Source organism: Blattabacterium cuenoti (assembly GCF_014252055.1).
Taxonomy (GTDB): domain Bacteria; phylum Bacteroidota; class Bacteroidia; order Flavobacteriales; family Blattabacteriaceae; genus Blattabacterium; species Blattabacterium cuenoti_D.
Map to the genome: position 1 here is coordinate 25571 of NZ_CP059208.1, position 21809 is coordinate 47379.

Consider the following 21809-nt stretch of genomic DNA (forward strand, 5'->3'; position numbering starts at 1 on the left):
GCTATAAATCTTTTACTTTTTTTATCATATTTTTTACATGAAAAGCTGATCTTTTTAAAAGATTCATTTCTTCATTATTTAATTTTAATTCTATAATTTTTTCAATTCCAGACTTTCCTAATACAACAGGTACCCCTAAATAGATATCTTCTATTCCATATTCTCCTTTTAATAATGCGGAACATGGAAAAATACGATTTTCATTTTTTATAATAGATTCTATCATTTTTACAATAGATGCTCCTGGTGCTATCCAAGCTGATGTTCCTAGTAAATTTACTATTTCTTCTCCTCCTTTTTTTGTTTTTTCAATAATAATATTATTATCTTCTTCGGATAAAAATTCTTTTATTGGAATTCCGGATACAGAAGTATACCTGTATAAGGGAACCATAGTATCCCCATGCCCTCCTAATAATAAGGATTGTATGTCATGACATGATAATTTTAATTTTTTTGATAAAAAATATCTATATCTTGCAGTATCAAGAACCCCAGCCATTCCTATAACACGAGAAGGATCTATCCTTGCTGTGATATAACTAACATAAGCCATAACGTCTAGGGGATTAGAAACAATAATAAATTTAGCTTCTGGTGAAAAAAAAATAGATTTTTCTGTAACCTCTCTTATTATGTTAGCATTGATATTAACCAAATCATCACGACTCATCCCAGGTTTTCTAGTAATACCAGAAGTTATTACTATTATTTCAGAATTTTTTGACTTAGAATAATCATTAGTAACACCAACTAATTCAGTTCTTGATTCCATTAAAGATAACATTTGAGATATATCTAAACTTTTTCCTTCTGAAATATTTTCCTTAATATCTAATAAAATAATTTTATTTACTATGTTTTTCTGAGCTAAAAAACTAGCACAAGAAGCTCCTACATTCCCTGACCCAATAATAGTTATTTTCATTTTATTTCTAATATTTATATGCTCTATTTAATTTGTCTAAATTTGTAATTATAAAGATAAACACAATTTCTAATTTTGTATGAAAGTGAATTACGTGAGAAAAAAAAAATTCTATTATAGACATATTGGACCATCTTATGATGATATAAAAAAAATGTTGAAAATTTTACATTGTTCATCAATTACAGATTTAATAAAAAAAACAATTCCTAAAGAAATACTTTCTAAAAAAAAATTAAATGTTCCAAATTCTATTTCTGAATATCAATATTTAAATCATATCTATAGAATAGGTAAAAAAAATAAAATTTTTCGTTCTTATATAGGGTTAGGATACAAAAATACTATAACGCCAAGTGTTATTCAAAAAAATATCTTAGAAAATCCAAATTGGTACACTCCTTATACTCCATATCAATCTGAAATATCTCAAGGACGTTTAGAAGCATTAATAAACTTTCAAACAATGATTTCAGATTTAACTGGAATGAAAATAAGTAATGCATCTATGCTTGATGAAGCTACAGCATCATCTGATGCTATGTTTATGATTTATCAAGAAAAAATAAGAACTAAAAAAATAAAAATAGAAGATAATCCTTATGTTTTTGTTTCAAATGAAATGTTCCCACAAACTATAGCTGTACTAAAAACAAGATGTTTTGGACTTGGAATTAACATGATATGTGATACTCATGAGAAGATATTTCAATATTATAAAAAAAATATATTCTGTTTATTAATACCTTATCCTTCTTGTTTAGGAGAAATTAATGATTTTGGTAAAACAATTGAATATACAAAAAAAAATAATATATCGGTAATAGTATCTGCTGATTTGTTGTCCCTTTCTTTATTAAAACCACCAGGAGAATGGGGAGCAGATGTTGTTGTGGGATCTAGTCAATCTTTTGGTGTTCCTATGGGATATGGGGGGCCTCATGCTGCTTTCTTTTCTACTAATGAAAAGTATAAACGATTTATTCCAGGAAGAATTATAGGAATATCTATAGATAAAGAAAATAATCAGGCGTTTAGAATGTCTTTACAGACTAGAGAACAACATATAAAAAGAGAAAAAGCAACTTCTAACATTTGTACTTCGCAAGTATTACCAGCTATAATGGCTTCTATGTATGCTTTATATCATGGAGAAAAAGGATTAAAATATATAGCAAATTACATTCATACAAATACTAAGAAATTAGAAACACTATTAGTAAATAATATAAAAAATATTTTTCAGATAAATAGATTTTATTTTGATACCATTCGTATTAAAGTTGAATCAACATATTTAAAAAAGTTAAAAGAAATAGCAAATAAAAAAAAAATAAATTTTAGATACATAGATGATAACCACTTAACTATTACTATTGATGAAACAACAGATCAAAAAGATCTTAATCACATACTTTCTACATTTTCTGAAGCAGAAAATAAAAAAAAATACAAAAAAATAAATGACAAAACTATTATTTTCGATAGAATTCCTTCCTCTTTAATAAGAGCTTCTAGTTTTTTGAAAAACAAAATATTTCATAAGTTTTATTCAGAACATGAAATTACACGATATATTAAAAGGTTAGAAAAAAAAGATATTTCATTAACTCAATCAATGATTCCATTAGGATCATGTACTATGAAACTAAATGCTTGTACGGAACTTTCTACTTTAAGCCAATATGAATGGAGAAATATTCATCCATTTTCTCCAAAAGAACAAGCAAAAGGCTATTTTTTTATAATTAAAAACTTGAAAAAATATTTAAAGGAAATAACAGGTTTTGATGGAATTTCCTTACAACCAAATTCTGGAGCACAAGGAGAATATGCTGGACTTATGGTAATAAAAAATTATCAAAATTCATCAAGAAAATATAAAAAAAATAAAAGGAACATCGCTCTAATTCCTTCTTCTTCTCATGGAACTAATCCTGCATCAGCAAATATGGCGGGGATGAAAGTACTTACAATAGCAACAAAAAATGATGGATCTATTGATGAAATGGATTTGCTAAAAAAAGCAAAAGAAAACAAAGAATCATTATCTGTTTTAATGATAACATATCCATCTACTCACGGAGTATATGAAAATCATATAAGAAAAATAATAGACATTGTTCATGAAAATGGAGGGCAAGTGTATATGGATGGTGCGAATATGAATGCTCAAGTAGGTTTAATTAAACCTTTAGATTTAGGAGTAGATGTATGTCATTTAAATCTTCATAAAACTTTTGCTATTCCACATGGAGGAGGTGGGCCAGGTATGGGTCCAATTTGTGTAGCATCTCATTTAAAACCATTTTTACCTAATCATCCATTTTTAGAAAATAAAAAAGAAAAAAATTTAACTATTTCTTCCTCTCAATATGGATCTTCTTTAATTTTAACAATATCTTATGCATACATTCGTTTACTAGGACCGAATGGTCTTAAGAAATGTACAGAAATATCTATTTTAAATGCTAATTATATAAAAGAAAAATTAAAAAAATATTATAAAATTTTATATGTAGGTAAAAATAATATGGTAGCACATGAATTTATCATAGATTGTAGAGATTTTAAATCCATAGGTATAGGAGTTATAGATATAGCAAAAAGAATGATAGATTATGGATATCACGCTCCTACCATCTCTTTTCCTGTAGAAGGATGTATGATGATAGAGCCTACAGAAAGTGAATCTAAAGAGGAATTAGATAGATTTATTGATACTCTTATATCTATCCGAAAAGAAATTCAAGAAATTGAGAATGGAATTTTTTCTAAAGAAGAAAATGTTTTAGTAAATGCTCCACATAGTATAGGTATTTTAACTAAAAATGAGTGGAATTATTCTTATAGTAGAGAAAAAGCGGCTTATCCACTAAGTTGGGTAAAAGAAAGAAAATTTTGGGCCCCAGTTAGTCGTATAAATGATGGATATGGAGATAGAAATTTTATATGCACATGTATTTAAAAATACACTAAAAATTTTTGAATTTTGCATATGGAGTAACATGAATAGAATCAAACAAATTTCTTTCATACTTAAGAACTCCTGTTATTGCTATCATTGATCCATTATCTGTAGTATATTTCTTTTTTAAAAGAAACACCTCCCATTTTTCCTTCTTTGCAAAAGACGTAAAAATTTTTCTGATTTCTGAGTTAGCAGAAACTCCACCTACTAAAGTTACTCTGAAAATATTATTTTCTTGAGTGGCTTTTTTTACTTTTTCTAAAAGAATATCTGATATACATCTTTGTATAGATGCACATAAATCATGTAAATTTTTTTTCACAAAAAGTGGATCTTTTTTTAAATTATTTCTAATAAATTGTAAAATATGATTTTTAAACCCACTAAAACTAAAATTTAGTCCTTTTACTAAAGGTTTTGAGAATGAAAATCTTTTATCATATCCATTTTTTGAAAAATGTTCTATTATAGGCCCTCCAGGATAACTAAATCCTAACATTCTAGCAATTTTATCAAAAGTTTCACCTACAGAATCATCTAAAGTAGTCCCTAATGTTTCCATATGAAAAAATTCATTAATTTTTACTATTTGAGTATGTCCTCCACTTATAACTAAAGATATAAATGGAAATTTTGGATGACTATAATTCATATTTGCATCACTTATAAAATGAGAAAGTATATGCGCTTGTATATGATTAACTCCTAATAAAGGTATTTGTAGTCCCATTGAAAATGACTTTGCAAATGACGCCCCTATTAATAAAGAACCTATCATTCCTGGTCCTAAAGTAAAAGAAACTGCATCTATTTGATTCATATTTATTCTGGCTAATAAGATCGCCCTATTAACTGCTTTTACAATATTTTTATCGTGTAATCTAGAAGCTAATTCAGGAACTACACCTCCATATTTATTATGGATTCTTTGTTGAATAATAATATCAGATAAAATTTTTCTATTTTGAATAACAGAAACTGCAGTTTCATCACATGATGACTCTATCCCCATAATAATAGGATCTTTTTTCATTAGTAGAAAGTTTTGTGAATTATATTATATATTTATGAATATATATTAATTAAAAAAATAATTACACGAAATTATCATTATTTATTGCATAATACTAATAATATTTTTTATAAAATCATAGAAATATCAAAAAATGTAATTTGTGTTTGTATTAAGTATAAACATTGAATAATTTATACGTAAATCGTAAATACAAAAAAATTGTAATTAAATAAAATATATAAAAAAATTAAACTATAAAATAATGATTCTAAGATATAATACAGACGAAATAGATAATACTATTGTTAAAAAATTAAATATAAATGCTAGAACTCCATATACTGAAATAAGTAAACAAATAAGTAAAGAAATTAAACCTCTATCAGTTGGTACTGTTCATGTTAGAGTAAAAAAATTAGAAGATGCAGGAATAATAAAAGGAAGCACCTTAATTATCGGATATGAATCCTTGGGGTTTCATTTAATAGCATTTGTAGGAATTTTATCAGATTCTAGAGAATCTAAATTAGTAAAGGAAGAATTAAAAAAAATACCCAATATAGTTCAATTATATATTACTTCTGGTAAGTATAATCTTTTTTGTAGAATTATTGCTAAAGATCCTTCAGATGCTAGAGATGTTATTTCTAAAATAGGAGAAATTAAAGGTGTACTTAGAACTGAATCTACTATTTGTTTAGAAGAAAGTATTAATGATGAAAATAGATTATTGTCTAATATTTTACAAAAACACCAATCATTAAAAAATTAATTAAAAACGTGTTTTAATTTTATTTTTTTCCTTACGGAAAAAACACATAATTCCATTTTTTAGGTAATGGCTAACTTCTTTAAATTTTTATATAAAAATATTGCATCTAAGATTTTAGTTTCAATTGTTGTAGTTTTATTATTAACGTTTTTTTTTCCAAAAAAAGATATTTTTAAATATGAATTTTACAATGGAAAAACTTGGTCTTATGGAGATTTATTTTCTCCATTTAATTTTTTTGTTCCAAAAAGTAAAAGGGATATTAATTTGGAAATTAAATATCTTAAAATCAATCAAGAATTTTTTTTTAGTAAAAATGAAGAAATATCTAAGAAAATAAAAAAAATTATCAAAAATAATTCCTTTTTAAGAAATAAAAAAAATAAATATTACTGTAAAATAAGTAATAATCTGTTAAATATTATTTATAAATATGGATATTTAGAAAACAAAAACTTTGCAAAAAATAATAATATAAACAACATATTTCTTTTAAAAAAAGAAAACAAACCAATAGAAATTTCATACAAAAAAGTTTTCACTTATAAAAAAGTAAATGATCTTATTGAAAAAAGTTTCTCTAATAAAAATAAAGAAGAAAAAATAAAAAATTTTTTAAAAAAAATTATTACTCCAAATCTCTTTTACAATCAAAAATATACAGAAGATTATTTTAATAATAAAATTAAAAATATTAATAAAATAAAATTCTATTTTGTAAAGGGAAAAAATATAATAAAAAAAAACGAGATAATAAATGAAAATAAATTCCATATTTTATCTTTCTTTAGAAAAGAATATGAAAAAAAAATATGGAATAAAAAGAAAACCTATCATCAAATGATAGGTTATTTTTTAATGATAAGCATTATATTTTCGATATTTTTATTGTATTTATTTTACTTTCAAAATAAAATATTTCATAATGATAGAGAATTTAATTTTTTAATAATTAGTATATTTTTTACATCAATCATAACAGTATTAACGCTGAAATATGATTCTAAAATATTATATATAATTCCTTTTTGTATTTTACCTATAAGTGTTCGCGTTTTTTTTAATTTTGATCTGAGCATTATTATTCATTTAACAACTATTTTATTACTATCCTTAATTACACCAAATAGTTTAGAATTTATTCTTCTCGAAATTGTTACAGGATTTCTGGTTTTATTAACGAACAAAAATATTTATAAAATGGAAAATTTGTTTATTGCTGTAGGAAAAATAATAGTTACCTATATAATAACTTTTATTTCGATTACATTGATTCGTGAAGGAACTCTAGAAAATATATCATTAAAAACTTTTTATTTATTTTTTTTTAGTGGAATTTTAACATTATTTGTTCATCCATTAATATTTCTTTTTGAAAAATTGTTGAATCTTACTTCAGATATTTCTTTATTAGAATTGTCGGACACTAATACACCTATACTTAGATTATTATCTCAAAAGGCTCCAGGAACACTACAACATGTTCTTACTGTAGCTAATATAGCCGAAGAAGCTGCAGTAGCTATTGGAGCTAATTCTTTACTAGTAAAGATAGGAGCAATATATCATGATATAGGAAAAATTAAAAATCCAGTATTCTTTACTGAGAATCAGTATAATTTACTAAATCCACATGAAAAATTAAACCCTATAGAAAGTGCTAATATTATATTAGGACATGTATCAATTGGAATAGAATTAGCTAAAAAATATCATTTACCTAATTCTATTACAGATTTTATAAAAACTCATCATGGAAATAGTATCATTCATTTTTTTTATGAAAAACAAAAAAAAATTAATCCAAAAATAGATAAAAAAAAATTTCAATATCCAGGACCTAAACCTTTTTCAAAAGAGACTGCTATTGTAATGATATCAGATTCTATAGAAGCCGCTTCAAAAAGCATAAAAAATCCATCTAACGAAGACTTGGAAAAATTAGTAGAAAATATTGTAGATAAACAAAAAAAAGAAAATCAGTTTTCTGATTCAGATATAACTTTGAAAGAAATAGAAAGAATAAAAAAAGTCATTAAAGATAAATTAATAAGTATATATCATACTAGAATAGAATATCCTAATAATTAAATTAATTTGTTTATTTAACAGATCTATTTTAGATTTGTGTTTCTTATTTATTTAGGAGAGTTGCCGGAGTGGTTAACGGAACAGTTTGCTAAACTGTCGGTATTATAAATACCGCGTGGGTTCGAATCCCACATTCTCCGCTATCGGGGTATAGCGTAGTTTGGTCATCGCGCCTGGTTTGGGACCAGGAGATCGTAGGTTCAAATCCTGCTACCCCGACAAATAAATATATATAGATCACGTAGCTCAAAAGGATAGAGCAACTGCCTTCTAAGCAGTAGGTTACAGGTTCGAATCCTGTCGTGATCATTTTTTTAATTTTTACCTTTTAATATTTCATCAATCATTCCATATTCTTTAGCTTCTTCAGAAGTCATCCAATAGTCTCTATCTGAATCTTTTTCTACTTTTTTTATAGAAGCACCAGAATGATTCGAAATGATTTCGTAAAGTTCTTTTTTTAGCTTTAAAATTTCACGAGCTGTTATTTCAATATCTGATGCTTGACCTTGAGTTCCACCTATAGGTTGATGAATCATAATTCTAGAATGTTTTAATGCAGATCTTTTATTTTTTGCTCCAGAACATAAAATAATAGCAGCCATTGAAGCCGCCATACCTGTACAAATAGTACAGACATTAGGTTCTACAATCTGCATTGTATCATATATCCCTAAACCGGAACAAACATCACCTCCCGGTGAATTTATATATATTTGTATATCTTTTAAAGAATCTACAGACTGTAAAAACAAAAGTTGAGCTTGTACTATATTAGCTATTTGATCTTCTATAGGAGTACCTAAAAAAATAACACGGTCCATCATCAAACGAGAAAAAACATCCATTTGTGCTATATTTAGTTTTCTTTCTTCTACAATATAAGGAGTCATATATTTAATATAATCGTTTAATAATAAACGATTAATATTTTTATGTTTAACAGCATAATTAATAAACTCTTCTGATTTTTTATATGATTTTTTATAAAAATACATTTTTTATTTTCTTAATCTTATTTAATTTTCACAAGTTAAGATAACTGCTTTTAATTTTCAATGAAAAACTAAATTGTATAAAATTTTATATAAAAATTAATTTATGTATAATTTTTTCAGAAATTAGCAATTTTTATGAAAATATATTGAATTTGTACAAAAAACTAGCAATACAAACAATCATTTATTCTATAGGATTAATTTTTCCAAAAATTGTTAATTATTTTTTTTTAAAAATTTTTACTGAATTTTTAAAAAGAGAAGAATTTTCTCTTTATACAGATATGTATTCTTTATCTTTTTTAATTATAGGATTTCTTTCTTTAGGATTAGAAAATACTTATTTTAGATTTATATATAAAAAAAATTATAATAAAAAAGTTATATTTTCTACAGGAATAATAATGCAATTATTAATTACTTCTATTTTCTTTATTATTTCTACTTTTTTAATAAAAGAGATATCAGATATTTCTGGGTACAAAAATCATCCAGAATATCTTTCTATGTTTTTTTTAATTATATTTTTTGATACAATATGTATACTGCCTATGGCTTGGTTGCGTGTAAATAATAAAGCTATATATTATGCAAGTGTAAATGTGATAAATATATTAATACAATCTTTTTTTATAATATATATGTTTTATTGCTATAAAAACAACTTATTCTGTTATAAAAGTTATTTTTATGTTTTTAATTTCGTTAATTCTATTACAGATAAAACAGGTTCTATATTTTTTTCTAATGTTATTTCATCTGTAACTAATTTATTTTTAGTTTTTCCTATTTTTCTTAAAGAAGTAAGAATAAAAAAATTTAATAAAATTCTTGCAAAAAAAATGTTAAATTATGGAATCCCTATCATGCTTGGAACCATTGCATTTTCCATAAATGAAAATATGGATAAAGTTCTTATTAAGAGGTGGATTTCTGATGAAATTAATGGAGCATATTCTGCTTGTTATAAAATTGCATCTTTTATGAGTTTATATGTAAGAATTTTTAGGTTAGGGGTTGAACCTTTTTTTTTTAAAAAATCTCTAGATTCTAATGCTAGATATTATTATGAAGAAATAACTTATATATTTATTTTATTAGGACTAATTTTTTATGTATTAATATGTGGAAATCTATCTATTTTTATGAAATTATTAATAGATAAAAAATATCATATTGCAATTTCTATTATTCCCATAATAATGATGGGGAATCTTTTTCTTGGTATTTATAATAACTTATCTATATCTTATAAAATTATAGATAAACCGATTATTGGAACTTATATATCCTTAATAGGGGTTTTAATTACTTTTTTATTTAATATAATTTTTATTATTAATATTTCTAATAAAAATTTTATGATTCCTGCGTGGGGAACTTTTACATCTTATGGATGTATGTTATTTACTTTATTTATTTGGGGAAAAGGAAATCTTCTAAATTTTTGCATAAAAAAAACAAAAAATATCATATTTTATTTTATATTTTCAATTTTTTTAGTATTTATTACTAATAAAAATAAACTTGAATTAAATATTATTTTACAATTTTTATATTTTTTAACTATTTTTTTCTTAGAAAAAAGAAGATTCATTAATTTAATTAAAATTAAATAAGTAGTGATTTTAAAGGCAAATATCGAACAATCTATTTTTATTAATTTTTTGGAGAGGAAACTAATACCAACAGATTTATTTTTTAAATTTCCTAAAAAAGGAAAATATTTTTTTTTATTAAAAAAAGAATTTATACAGGCTATTTCTACAGTTCATATTATTAAAAAAAATGAAAGATTTGATGAAAATCAGAATACACTTAATAATAATATTCAAATTATTATAATAAATCCATTTTATAAAACAATCATTATTAATCCAAATGATAGTTTAGCAAAAATAGATTTATTTAAAATAATAGATGAAATTAAATGGAAAGAATGTTCTACTATAAATTCAAGTATCAGAGGAGTTGATAGTTTTGGAAGTACTGGAATATTATAAAAAAATAAATATATGAAAATTATAATACCTATGGCTGGAAAAGGATCACGTCTTCATCCTCATACTCTGAAAATACCAAAACCATTTATTCCAATAGCAGGAAAAACAATTTTAAAAAGATTATTAGAAAGTCTATCAAAACTTATTAAAATATTTTCTATTAATGAAATAGTGTTTATCATAGGAAAAAATAATAATGAATATTTTAATATTGAAAAGAATTTGATAAATTTATCAAATGATATAGGAATTAATCCAATAATATATTATCAAAAAAATCCATTAGGAACTGCAGATGCTTTGTTAAAAGCAAAAAATTCTTTAGTAGGACCAATAATTATTATTTTTTCTGATACGTTATTTTATAATAAGAATTTTGAAAACGAATTAAATAGAAAATATGAATATGATAATATTATATGGACAAAAAAAATTAATAATCCAAATCTTTTTGGTGTAGTTAAGTGTAATTCTTTAGGATTAATTACTCACTTTATAGAAAAACCAAATAATTATATTTCTAATCTAGCAATTATTGGCATATATTATTTCAAAAATGGTCTTCTTTTAAAAAAAGAATTAGAATCTATATTATATAAAGATGAACAAGGAGAGTATCAATTAACATCAGTTTTAGAAAATATGAGAAAAAAAGGAACAAATTTTTTTAGTAAAGAGGTAAATGAATGGATGGATTTTGGTTGTAAAAAAACTGTTATATCTTCTAATTCAAAAATATTATCTATTGAATACTCTAAAAAAAATAATAAACTGATTCATAAAAAATCTATTATAAAAAATAGTTTAATTATAAACCCTTGTTATATAGATGAAAATACAATAATAAAAGATAGTATTATAGGACCTTATGTCTCAATAGGAAAGTTTACAAAAATAAATAATAGTAATATAAAAGAATCTATTATTTTTGATAATACGAAAATAAATTTCGCAATATTACGAAATTCTATAATAGGAAATTATTGTTCTTATATAGAAAAAGAAAAAGAAATTAATTTAGGTGACTATTCTAAATTATGAATAAATAGTAAAATTTATATTATCCATTATTTTTTTATTATATTTGACTAAAAAATCCACTAACTGATGAATTTCATTTCTTTTTTTATTATGTTTCTTGGGACTTTTGGTACTACGGAAATAGTAGTTATTGTTCTTCTTGCTCTACTACTATTTGGAGGAAAGAAGATACCAGAATTAATGAGAGGTTTAGGTACAGGATTAAAAGAATTTAAAAAAGCATCTGAAGAAAAAAGCTCGGAATCTGAAAAAGAATAAATAGAACTCTTTTCTGTAATCAACTCAAAAAATGGGAACGGTAGCGATAAGAAATATTATGTTTTTTATGATCATCTTAAAAAGCTTTATCAATCAATCGATATCGAAACCATTTATGAATGTAAAAAATTTGATAAAGATTCATAAAAATCTATCATTTAATAAAAAAAAATTTAATTTAAATCATACAATATTTAAAATTTTTAGAGATAAAAAATTTGTTTTATCATATAAAATGTTATACGAGAGCAGCATAAAAAAGTATAATAATATTATTATCACTAGAATTACATCAGAAAAATTAAGAATAAGGCTAAATATATTGAATCAAAAATCTCATATGAAAATACTAAAATACAATAGCATTGTTCATGCATATGTAGAAAGTTATCTTCGTATGGGAAAATATCTTGAAAAAATTATTTCACTAACAGATTTGTATTTTCCTATGTTTGAAAAAAAATTAGATAGTTATAATCTTCCAAAAGAACTAAAATATTTAGCAATTATAGAATCAAATCTCAATCCTATTATTTTATCTAAAGCAGGAGCTAGAGGTATTTGGCAATTCATGCCTAATACTGGTAAAATATATAAATTAAAAATTAATAACATTTATGATGATAGAAATGATCCTGTAAAATCTACAGAAGCTGCTTGTAGACACATAAAATATTTATACAGAAAAATAGGAGATTGGGAATTAGTTTTAGCTGCATATAATTCAGGACTAAGGACTGTGGAGAAAGTATTGCAAAAGAATAGAAATAAAAAAGATTTTTGGACATTTCTAGATTTTTTTCCTAAAGAAACTCAAAATTATATTCCTAGATTCATAGCTATAAATTATATAATGAATTACTATAAAGAACACAATATTTATATTTATGATTCGTTTCCAAAAAAATATATAAGAAAAAATTCTATTTCAATTTCCACTACCACAAGGTAAGAAATTTTAAAAATTTCTTCTTATTATTTTTCCTTAATCCATATTTTATACTCTTAAACTTACAATATTTTACAAATAAAAAAGGAAACTAAAGTTTTTGTTATAAAAAAAACTGATTTTTATTTGTTATTAAATTCATGTTATTTAACGTACATAAATAAAATATTAAAATTTACTTTATGAATGAAAAACTTGAGAAAAAAAGAAAGTCGTTAGATCTTGTATTAGAAAAAATGGAGAAGATATATGGAAAAGGAACAATCATGCGTATGGGAGATCAACATATTCATGATTTAGATGTAGTTTCTTCTGGATCAATAAGTTTAGATATTGCCTTAGGAATAAAGGGGTTTCCTAAAGGTCGTATTATTGAAATATTTGGTCCAGAATCTTCTGGTAAAACTACTTTAGCTTTACATGCAATTACCCAGTCTCAAAAATTAGGAGGATTTGCTAGTTTTATAGATGCAGAACATGCTTTTGATTTTTTCTATGCAAAGAAAATAGGAGTGAATATAAAGGATTTACTAATATCTCAGCCAGATAATGGAGAACAAGCTCTTGAGATAGTAGATAATCTTATTAGATCTGGTGTTATTGATATAATAGTGGTTGATTCAGTAGCGGCACTTACTCCAAAAAGTGAGATAGAAGGAGAAATGGGAGATTCTAAAATAGGATTGCAAGCAAGGTTAATGTCTCAAGCGTTAAGAAAGCTAACTTCTAGTATAGGAAAATCTAAAAGTATTTTAATATTTATTAATCAACTAAGAGAAAGAATTGGTGTTTACGGAAATCCAGAAGTAACAACAGGAGGAAATGCTTTAAAGTTTTATTCATCAATACGATTAGATATACGAAAAGTAAATCCAATTAAAAGTGGAGAAAAAATATTAGGGAATAGGACAAAGGTAAAAGTAGTTAAGAATAAACTTTCTCCTCCTTTCAGAATTGCTGAATTTGATATTATGTATGGAGAAGGAATATCAGAAATGGGAGAGATTCTTGATTTAGGTATTAATTTAGGATTAATAAAAAAAAATGGATCTTGGTTTAGTTATGGAAATACCTCCTTAGGACAGGGAAGAGATTCTGCGAAAGATTTTTTGATCAATAAGAAAAATATTGCAATAAAAAATGAAATACAGAATAATATTTTAAATAAAATAGTAGAAAATATCTAAAGAAAAAATATGAAAATTACTTTTTTAGGAACTGGAACCTCTCAAGGAATTCCTATTATAGGATCTATACATCCAGTATGTTTATCTAGAAATTTAAAAGATAAAAGACTTAGAAGTTCTGTTTTAATTGAAAAAAATAAAAAAGTATTTTTAATTGATTGTTCTCCAGATTTTAGATATCAAATGCTTAAAAGTAAGAATAAAAAAATAGATGCTATTTTTATTACACATGAACACCAAGATCATATAGGTGGATTAGATGATATAAGACCTATAAGTCTAAATAAATCAATTCCTATTTATGGATTAGGTAGGGTTTTAAAAAACCTAAAAAATAGATTTTTTTATTTTTTTTCGGAAAAATTAAATACAGCAAAAGTATCTTTATTTGAATTAGATCAATTTAAAAAATTTTTTTTTGTAGAATCTTTTAAAATTTTTTTATTGAATGTATGGCATGCAAATTTACCAATATTAGGTTTTAGAATTGATAATTTTGCGTACATAACAGACGCAAGTAGAATTCCATATACTACAATTAATGACTTGAAAGAATTAGATATTTTAGTTCTAAATGTTATTAGAAAAAAATCTTCACATTTTTATCCTTTTACACTTTCTGAGTCTTTAGAAATTATTGATCAAATTCAACCAAAAAAAGCTTATCTAACACATATTAGCCATTTACTTGGATTTCATGATAAAATACAAGAAAAATTACCAAAAAATGTGTATTTAGCTTATGATGAACTAGTTCTTTATTCATCATAATAATTCATTAATGATAGTCAGTAATTAATAAAATAAATAATAATCTATTTTTTTAATACAATTTTACACAACTTAAGGAAGTTTATAAAAATAAATACATAATTAATATGAAATTAAAAAAAATTATTTTTTCTACAAAAACAACTTCTCTCTTATTTTTATTATTAATTTTTTCTATGGCATTAGCTACTTTTTTGGAACAAAAATATTCTACTGATGTAGCAAAAATTTTTATTTATGAATCTACTTGGTTTGAAATTATAATTTCAATAATTATTATAAATTTAATAGGAAATATATGGAAGTATAAATTATGGAATAAAAAAAAATTTCCTATTTTCATTTTTCATTTATCATTTATTATTATTTTTATTGGAGGTATTCTTTCTAGATATTATAGTTATGAAGGATTTGTTTCTATAAGAGAAGGAAAAACCGTTAATAAAATTTTATCTAAAAAAAATTATATTAAATTAATAATAAATCAAGGAAATCATATTCAAAATTATTACGAACCCTATACATTTTCTACATTTCATGATGATTACAAAGGTCAATTTATTTTTAAAAAAAATCCAATAAAAATAAAGTTTATAAATTACATTCCATGTGCAAAAACAATTATTTCAAGAGAAAAAAAAGAAGAAAAAATCGTAAAGATTGTATTAGCTACACAAAGAAATGGAAGGATTGAAGATTTTATTAGAGATGGAGAAGAAAAGATGATAAATGGCCTTTACTTTTCTTTGAACAAAGAAAATCCTTTAGGAATACAAATTTTTGATATAGGAAAAAAAATATATATAAAGTCATTTTTTCCAGTAAAAAGCATAAATATGATAACTAGAAAAAATAGTTATTTATCAATAAATAAACCGCATTTATTAAATGTAAGAGAATTATATCAAATTAAAGTATCCCATAGTAAAAAAATAAATATTGTTATCCCAGATGGGATTATAAAAGGAAAACTAAAATATGTTCCCTGTGACAAAAATGAAACAGAAGAAAAAAATACTTTTTTAAGTGCTTTTACCGTAAAAATATCTTTTCATAATAGATCTAAATTAGTTACTTTTTTAGGAGGAAAAAATACAATTCATATGAGTAATCCTATCATGTTTAATGATAATTGCAGTATATCTATTGGATATGGATCTATATTTTTTCCTCTCACTTTCTCTTTGAAATTAAACAAATTCAAATTAGAAAATTATCCTGGATCTAGTTTTCCGTCTTTCTTTATGAGTAATATTACTATTTTAGATAAAGAAAAAAGTTATAAATATTTGGTCTACATGAATAAGATTTTAGATTATAAAGGATATAGATTTTTTCAATCTGGATATGATCCAGATGGAAAAGGATCACATTTTTCTGTCAACAATGATTATTTAGGAATGTATTTTTCTTATTTTGGATATATACTTATGAGTATTGGAATGTCTATCAGTTTATTTTGGAAAGGGACTAGATTTTCTTTTTTAAAAGAAAGATTAAAAAAATATATATATTCTAAAAAAAATTTTTTTATTATTTTTTTTTTCATGGGAATTAATTATTCATTTTCTCAAATACATGAATCAAGAAAAATTCCGTTAAACAGTATATATGATGTTATACATATTCCTAAGAAACATGGAGATAATTTTGGACGTTTATTGGTGCAAGATGATAAAGGTAGAATAAAAGTTATTAATACTTTAGCAATAGAATTACTTAGAAAAGTACATAAAAAAAATTCTATAGCAAATTTAGATGCTAATCAATGGTTTATTTCTATACATCAAGATAATCTTTTTTGGACAAAAATACCCTTTATAAAAGCAGATTCAAAAGGAGGATTAAACTTTTTAAAAAAAATAAACGCTAATCGAGAAAACTATGTTTCGATGATGGATCTTTATAGTTTTGATCCAAAATCAAAAAAAATTAAATTTATTTTACAAGAAGACTATGAAACAGCTTTTTCTAAAAATCCCATGCATAGGAATGAATATGATAAATCTGTTCTTCTTCTTAGTGAACGTATAGGGATCATTCATGAAATTTTTCAAGGAAAATATTTACGTATTTTCCCTATTCCAAACGATGTTCATCATACTTGGTCTAGTTGGATTATTTTAAATACAAAATCTAACAAAAAACTAAACCCTTATGGGTTCTCTATGTTTAATGACTATTTAAAATCATTATTTCGAGCTCAAAATGAAAAAGACTGGAGGATTGCAGATCAAGAAATTGAAAAAATACGATTATATCAAATTAAATATGCTAAATCTATATTACCTACAGATAGAAAAATATCTGTAGAAATTATTTATAATAAAGCGAATATATTCTATATACTATCTTTTTTATATCCTATTTTAGGATTAATAATTATTTTCAATTCATTTTTAAGTATTTTCTTTAAAAATATATATATATCTATTATTTGTAAAATCTCTATAATTTTTGTATCAGTTCTATTTTTTTTTCAATTATTAGGTTTAATTTCAAGATATTACATATCTGGACATGCTCCATGGAGTAACGGTTATGAATCATCGATTTTTATTAGCTGGTGTTTAATATGCATAGGTTTTTTATTTTACAAAAATCAATTTGTCTTAGGAATAACATCTCTAATATCATCAATATTATTGATGATAGCGCATAGTAGTATGATGGACCCGGAAATAACAAATTTAGTACCAGTATTAAAATCTAATTGGCTAATTATACATGTAGCGACAATTACTTCAAGTTATGGATTTTTTTTTACTGGATCTTTTTTAGGATTTTTAGTATTCATATTGTATATACTAAATGGTTTTTATCCTTCATATAAGAATATTATAAAAACTCATATTGAACAATTAACCATTATTAATGAAATATGTTTAATTATAGGTATTTTCTTGTTGACTATAGGAACTTTTTTAGGAGCAGTTTGGGCAAATAATAGTTGGGGACGCTATTGGAGTTGGGATCCAAAAGAAACTTGGGCTCTTATTAGCATTATGGTTTATGCTTTTATATTGCATATGCGTTTAATTCCTTTTTTTAGAGGAACATATTCTTTTAATTTTTTTAGTATATTGTCTGTAAGTTCTATAATTATGACTTATTTTGGTGTTAATTATTATCTTTCTGGATTACATTCTTATGCTAAAGGAGATCCTGTATCAATACCTTACTGGATATATTATAGTATATTTATATTTATAATCGTTTCTATTTTAGCATACTATTCCAGAAATAAGAATAATATAACAACCTAAATTATTATAATGTAAAAATAAAAAAATAAATGGTGAATTTTGATTTATCATTTTTTAATGAAAAAAAAAAAAAACGTTTAAAAAAAGAAAAAAGTAATTTATTTAAAGATGCTTTTGGTAATTTTCATATAATAAAACGTTTTTTAATTTTTACTCTTGGATGCATTTCTTATAATTCTTATAATAAAGGAAAATTACAATTAAAAGGAACAGAATATATTAAAAATCTTCCTGATAAAAAAGTTCTTTTTGTATCTAATCATCAAACTTATTTTGCTGATGTTTTTGCTATGTTTCATGTTTTTTGTAGTGTAAAAAATGGATTTATAAATACTATTGAAAATCCAATTTATCTTCTAAACCCAAAAGTTAATATATATTATGTAGCAGCTAAAGAAACAATGAATCAAGGAATTTTAACAAAATTATTTACTTATTCTGGAGGAATTACTATAAAAAGAACATGGAAAGAAGGGGATCAAATAATAAATCGTTCTGTAAATAGATCTGATATAACTAGAATGGGGGTAGCTCTTAATGATGGATGGTTAATTACTTTTCCTCAGGGAACTACTCAAGCTTTTTCTCCAGGAAGGAGAGGAATTGTTCATGTTATAAGGAAATATCATCCTATTGTTGTTCCTATTGTTATAGATGGATTTAAAAAGGCTTACGGTAAAAAAGGAATTAAAGTTGTAAAAAAAGAAATTTTACAAAAGATGATCTTCAAAAAACCTATAAAAATAGATCTTAAAAAAGATTCTACTAAATCTATTATGGAAAAAATAATGGATGCTATAGAACAATCTCCTAAATATTACAATAATAAATAATAATATTATTATGAAATATAAATCTGTGAAAGATACTTTTTTAAAATTCTTTCAGAAAAAAGATCATAAAGTTTTTTCTTCCTTTCCTCTTTATTTAAAGAATGATCCATCTCTTTTTTTTATCAATGCAGGAATGAATCCTTTTAAAGATTATTTTTTAGGACATAAAAATCCATTGCATACAAGAATAACAAACGCACAAAAATGTCTTAGAATTACTGGGAAACATGATGATTTGGAAAATGTTGGATATGATAATTATCATCATACTATGTTTGAAATGTTAGGAAATTGGTCTTTTGGAGATTATTCTAGAAGGGAAGCAATAGAATGGGCTTGGGAACTGTTAACAAAAATATATAATATTCCAAAAGATAATATATATGTATCTGTATTCATTGGAGATAAAAAAGATGAACTATTAATGGACAATGAAACTTTTATTTTTTGGAAAAATCTGATAAACAAAGATAATATTCTTTTTTTTGGAAAAAAAGAAAATTTTTGGGAAATGGGAGATATTGGTCCATGTGGTCCATGTTCTGAAATTCATATAGATCTACGAAATAGAAAAGAAAAAGAAATATTATCTGGAAAATATCTTATTAATAAAAATCATCCAAAAGTAATAGAAATCTGGAATCTTGTTTTTATAGAATTTTTGAGAAAATCTAATGGAAAATTAGAAAAGTTATCTAAAAATCATATAGATACAGGAATGGGAGTAGAAAGATTATGTATGATTCTTCAAGAAAAATTTTCTACTTATGAAACCGATATATTTTATCCTATAATTAAGGATATAAAAGAGTCTCTAGGAAAAATTTATAAAAATGAATTTTATCAAAATGTATCTATACGTATAGTAGCAGATCATTTAAGAGCTATCGCATTCTCTATATGTGATGGAAAAATTCCATCAAATAATGGAGCAGGTTATGTTATAAGAAAAATTTTAAGGAGAGCTATTTTTCATGTAAATCTATTTTTATTAAAAAAAGAACCATTTATTTTCCAATTTGTCTCTTCTCTAGTAAGAGAAATGAAAAATTATTTTCCAGAATTAAAACATAACAATGAATATATACAACACGTAATAAAAGAGGAAGAATTGTCTTTTCTAAAAGTATTAAATGATGGAAATAAAAAAATACAACACATAATTAACGAAACTAAAGAAAAGAATCAACGTATTATTAGTGGAGAAGTTATTTTTAAATTATATGATACTTATGGATTCCCCATGAATTTATCTAAAATAATTACAGAAAAACATCAGTTAAAAATTGATGAAAAATCATTTCAAAAAAAGTTATTGGAACAAAAAAAAAGGTCTAAAGAAAAAAGTAATACAATCATTAAGGAAGATTGGATAGATTTAACAAAAAAATATACAGATCCATTAGTTGACCAATTAGATCATGGTTTTGTAGGATATATTTATACAGAATTTGATAATACTATTATTACAAAATATAGAAAAGTAAAAAACACATTTACTAAAAATCATTATTATGAATTAGTTTTTTCTAAAACTCCTTTTTACCCTGAAGGTGGTGGACAAATAGGAGATACTGGTTATATAATAAATGTAAATGAGAAAGTAAATATTTTTAATACTAAGAAAGAAAATAATACTATAATACATTATAGTAATAAATTACCTTTAAATATTACTTTTACATTTAAAGCAGTAGTAGATAAAGATAGAAGAAAAAGTATTGAGAAAAATCATACTTCTACTCATTTATTACATTTTGCTTTAAAAAAAATCTTAGGAAATCATATTCAACAAAAAGGATCTTATATAGGAAATGATTATCTCCGTTTTGATTTTTCACATTACAAAAAAATAACTTCTGAAGAATTATTAAAAATAGATCAATTAGTTCAAGAATTAATTTTTTCTGATTTTTCTTTAGAAGAAAAAAAATTTTCCTCTTTTCAAGAAGCAATAAAAGTAGCTTCTTATAATGAAGCATTTGATTATCAAAATAAAGAAGAAATACGTGTAATTACTTTTAAAAATTCTTCGGAATTATGTGTTGGAACACATGTGAAAAATACTCGTTCCATTGAAGTTTTTCAAATAGTATCAGAATCTTCTATATCACATGGAATACGAAGAATTAAGGCTATAACTTCAAAAAAAGCTATAGAATATTTAAAAAATATTCAAAATAAATGTGAATCATTAAAAATTATTATAAAATACCCTAATTCTATTACTGATAGTTATAATTATATATTAGATATTAATAAAAAACTAAAAAAAGAAAAATTAAAAATAGAACATCAACAAATAGAACTTCTTAAAAAAATTTATTTATCAAATAGTATTCAATTATCATTTCCATTTACTAATATAAAACATGTATGTGATATAAACACATTAGGAAAAGAAATATTAGATATAAATATTATAAAAAAAACTCTTTTAAATATAAGAATTGAAATTAAAAATATCTTTTTTATTATAGGATTTATTAAAGATGAAAAACCTATTATATTTATATCTATTTCAAATGATGTTGTAAAAAACAATCATGTCCACGCTGATAAAATTATATATGAAGTATCAAAAAATATGAGTGGTAAGCATTGGGGAACTCATTTTTTTTCTACATTCATAGGAACGAAAAAAGATGAATTAATATTAATTAAAAAAAATATAGAAAAATACATCAAAAAATTATTAATAAATAATCAATAATCTTCAATAGATA

The 21809-nt window shown here is 23.5% G+C and carries 16 protein-coding genes and 3 tRNA genes; 16 read left to right on the forward strand and 3 right to left on the reverse strand.

The window, feature by feature from the left end; translation table 11 throughout:
- Position 1: 1 nt before the first annotated feature.
- Positions 2-928, reverse strand: coding sequence for a malate dehydrogenase (gene mdh / locus H0H48_RS00115; protein WP_185871107.1), 927 nt, complete (start codon positions 926-928; stop codon positions 2-4).
- Between the two features lie 79 nt (positions 929-1007).
- Here mdh and gcvP point away from each other — a divergent pair, with 79 nt between their 5' ends.
- Positions 1008-3896: an aminomethyl-transferring glycine dehydrogenase gene (gene gcvP, locus H0H48_RS00120; protein ID WP_185871108.1), complete on the forward strand. Its 2889-nt coding sequence runs from the start codon at positions 1008-1010 to the stop codon at positions 3894-3896.
- Between the two features lie 7 nt (positions 3897-3903).
- On the opposite strand, the gene tsaD is transcribed toward gcvP, so the two are convergent.
- Positions 3904-4932, reverse strand: a complete 1029-nt coding sequence (tsaD, locus tag H0H48_RS00125; protein WP_185871109.1) for a tRNA (adenosine(37)-N6)-threonylcarbamoyltransferase complex transferase subunit TsaD — start codon at positions 4930-4932, stop codon at positions 3904-3906.
- A gap of 244 nt (positions 4933-5176) precedes the next feature.
- Between tsaD and H0H48_RS00130 the strand changes: the two genes are divergently transcribed.
- The 5 genes from H0H48_RS00130 to H0H48_RS00150 all read left to right on the forward strand — a co-directional run bounded on the left by H0H48_RS00130 (position 5177) and on the right by H0H48_RS00150 (position 8086).
- Positions 5177-5686, forward strand: a complete 510-nt coding sequence (locus tag H0H48_RS00130; RefSeq protein ID WP_185850403.1) for an Lrp/AsnC family transcriptional regulator — start codon at positions 5177-5179, stop codon at positions 5684-5686.
- 66 nt (positions 5687-5752) lie between these two features.
- The gene (locus H0H48_RS00135; RefSeq protein ID WP_185871110.1) at positions 5753-7777 is read left to right on the forward strand and encodes an HD family phosphohydrolase; all 2025 of its coding nucleotides are present in this window, start codon (positions 5753-5755) and stop codon (positions 7775-7777) included.
- Between the two features lie 54 nt (positions 7778-7831).
- A tRNA-Ser gene (locus H0H48_RS00140) sits at positions 7832-7917 on the forward strand.
- A gap of 4 nt (positions 7918-7921) precedes the next feature.
- Positions 7922-7996: transfer RNA gene (locus H0H48_RS00145), tRNA-Pro, on the forward strand.
- A 16-nt stretch (positions 7997-8012) separates the two neighbouring features.
- Positions 8013-8086, forward strand: a tRNA-Arg gene (locus H0H48_RS00150).
- A gap of 5 nt (positions 8087-8091) precedes the next feature.
- On the opposite strand, the gene clpP is transcribed toward H0H48_RS00150, so the two are convergent.
- Positions 8092-8775 (reverse strand): ATP-dependent Clp endopeptidase proteolytic subunit ClpP, encoded by a 684-nt coding sequence (gene clpP / locus H0H48_RS00155; RefSeq protein ID WP_185871111.1) that lies wholly within the window; start codon positions 8773-8775, stop codon positions 8092-8094.
- Positions 8776-8927: 152 nt separating this feature from the next.
- Here clpP and H0H48_RS00160 point away from each other — a divergent pair, with 152 nt between their 5' ends.
- The 10 genes from H0H48_RS00160 (at position 8928) to alaS (ending at position 21796) form a co-directional block, all read left to right on the forward strand.
- Positions 8928-10394 carry a lipopolysaccharide biosynthesis protein gene (locus H0H48_RS00160; RefSeq protein WP_185871112.1) on the forward strand — a complete coding sequence of 489 codons (1467 nt, stop codon included), beginning with the start codon at positions 8928-8930 and terminating at the stop codon, positions 10392-10394.
- 3 nt (positions 10395-10397) lie between these two features.
- Complete coding sequence (locus H0H48_RS00165; protein ID WP_185871113.1) at positions 10398-10778, forward strand: dUTP diphosphatase; 381 nt, start codon at positions 10398-10400, stop codon at positions 10776-10778.
- A 12-nt stretch (positions 10779-10790) separates the two neighbouring features.
- Positions 10791-11819 carry a sugar phosphate nucleotidyltransferase gene (locus H0H48_RS00170; RefSeq protein ID WP_185871114.1) on the forward strand — a complete coding sequence of 343 codons (1029 nt, stop codon included), beginning with the start codon at positions 10791-10793 and terminating at the stop codon, positions 11817-11819.
- A gap of 66 nt (positions 11820-11885) precedes the next feature.
- The gene (gene tatA / locus H0H48_RS00175; protein WP_185871115.1) at positions 11886-12077 is read left to right on the forward strand and encodes a twin-arginine translocase TatA/TatE family subunit; all 192 of its coding nucleotides are present in this window, start codon (positions 11886-11888) and stop codon (positions 12075-12077) included.
- 115 nt (positions 12078-12192) lie between these two features.
- Positions 12193-13029: a lytic transglycosylase domain-containing protein gene (locus H0H48_RS00180; protein WP_238785328.1), complete on the forward strand. Its 837-nt coding sequence runs from the start codon at positions 12193-12195 to the stop codon at positions 13027-13029.
- Positions 13030-13208: 179 nt separating this feature from the next.
- Positions 13209-14213 carry a recombinase RecA gene (gene recA, locus H0H48_RS00185; RefSeq protein ID WP_185871117.1) on the forward strand — a complete coding sequence of 335 codons (1005 nt, stop codon included), beginning with the start codon at positions 13209-13211 and terminating at the stop codon, positions 14211-14213.
- 9 nt (positions 14214-14222) lie between these two features.
- The gene (locus tag H0H48_RS00190; protein WP_185871118.1) at positions 14223-14984 is read left to right on the forward strand and encodes an MBL fold metallo-hydrolase; all 762 of its coding nucleotides are present in this window, start codon (positions 14223-14225) and stop codon (positions 14982-14984) included.
- 107 nt (positions 14985-15091) lie between these two features.
- Positions 15092-18250, forward strand: a complete 3159-nt coding sequence (ccsA, locus tag H0H48_RS00195; RefSeq protein WP_185871119.1) for a cytochrome c biogenesis protein CcsA — start codon at positions 15092-15094, stop codon at positions 18248-18250.
- Between the two features lie 29 nt (positions 18251-18279).
- Positions 18280-19083, forward strand: a complete 804-nt coding sequence (locus H0H48_RS00200; protein WP_185871120.1) for a lysophospholipid acyltransferase family protein — start codon at positions 18280-18282, stop codon at positions 19081-19083.
- Positions 19084-19093: 10 nt separating this feature from the next.
- Positions 19094-21796, forward strand: coding sequence for an alanine--tRNA ligase (gene alaS, locus H0H48_RS00205; protein WP_185871121.1), 2703 nt, complete (start codon positions 19094-19096; stop codon positions 21794-21796).
- Positions 21797-21809: the final 13 nt, after the last annotated feature.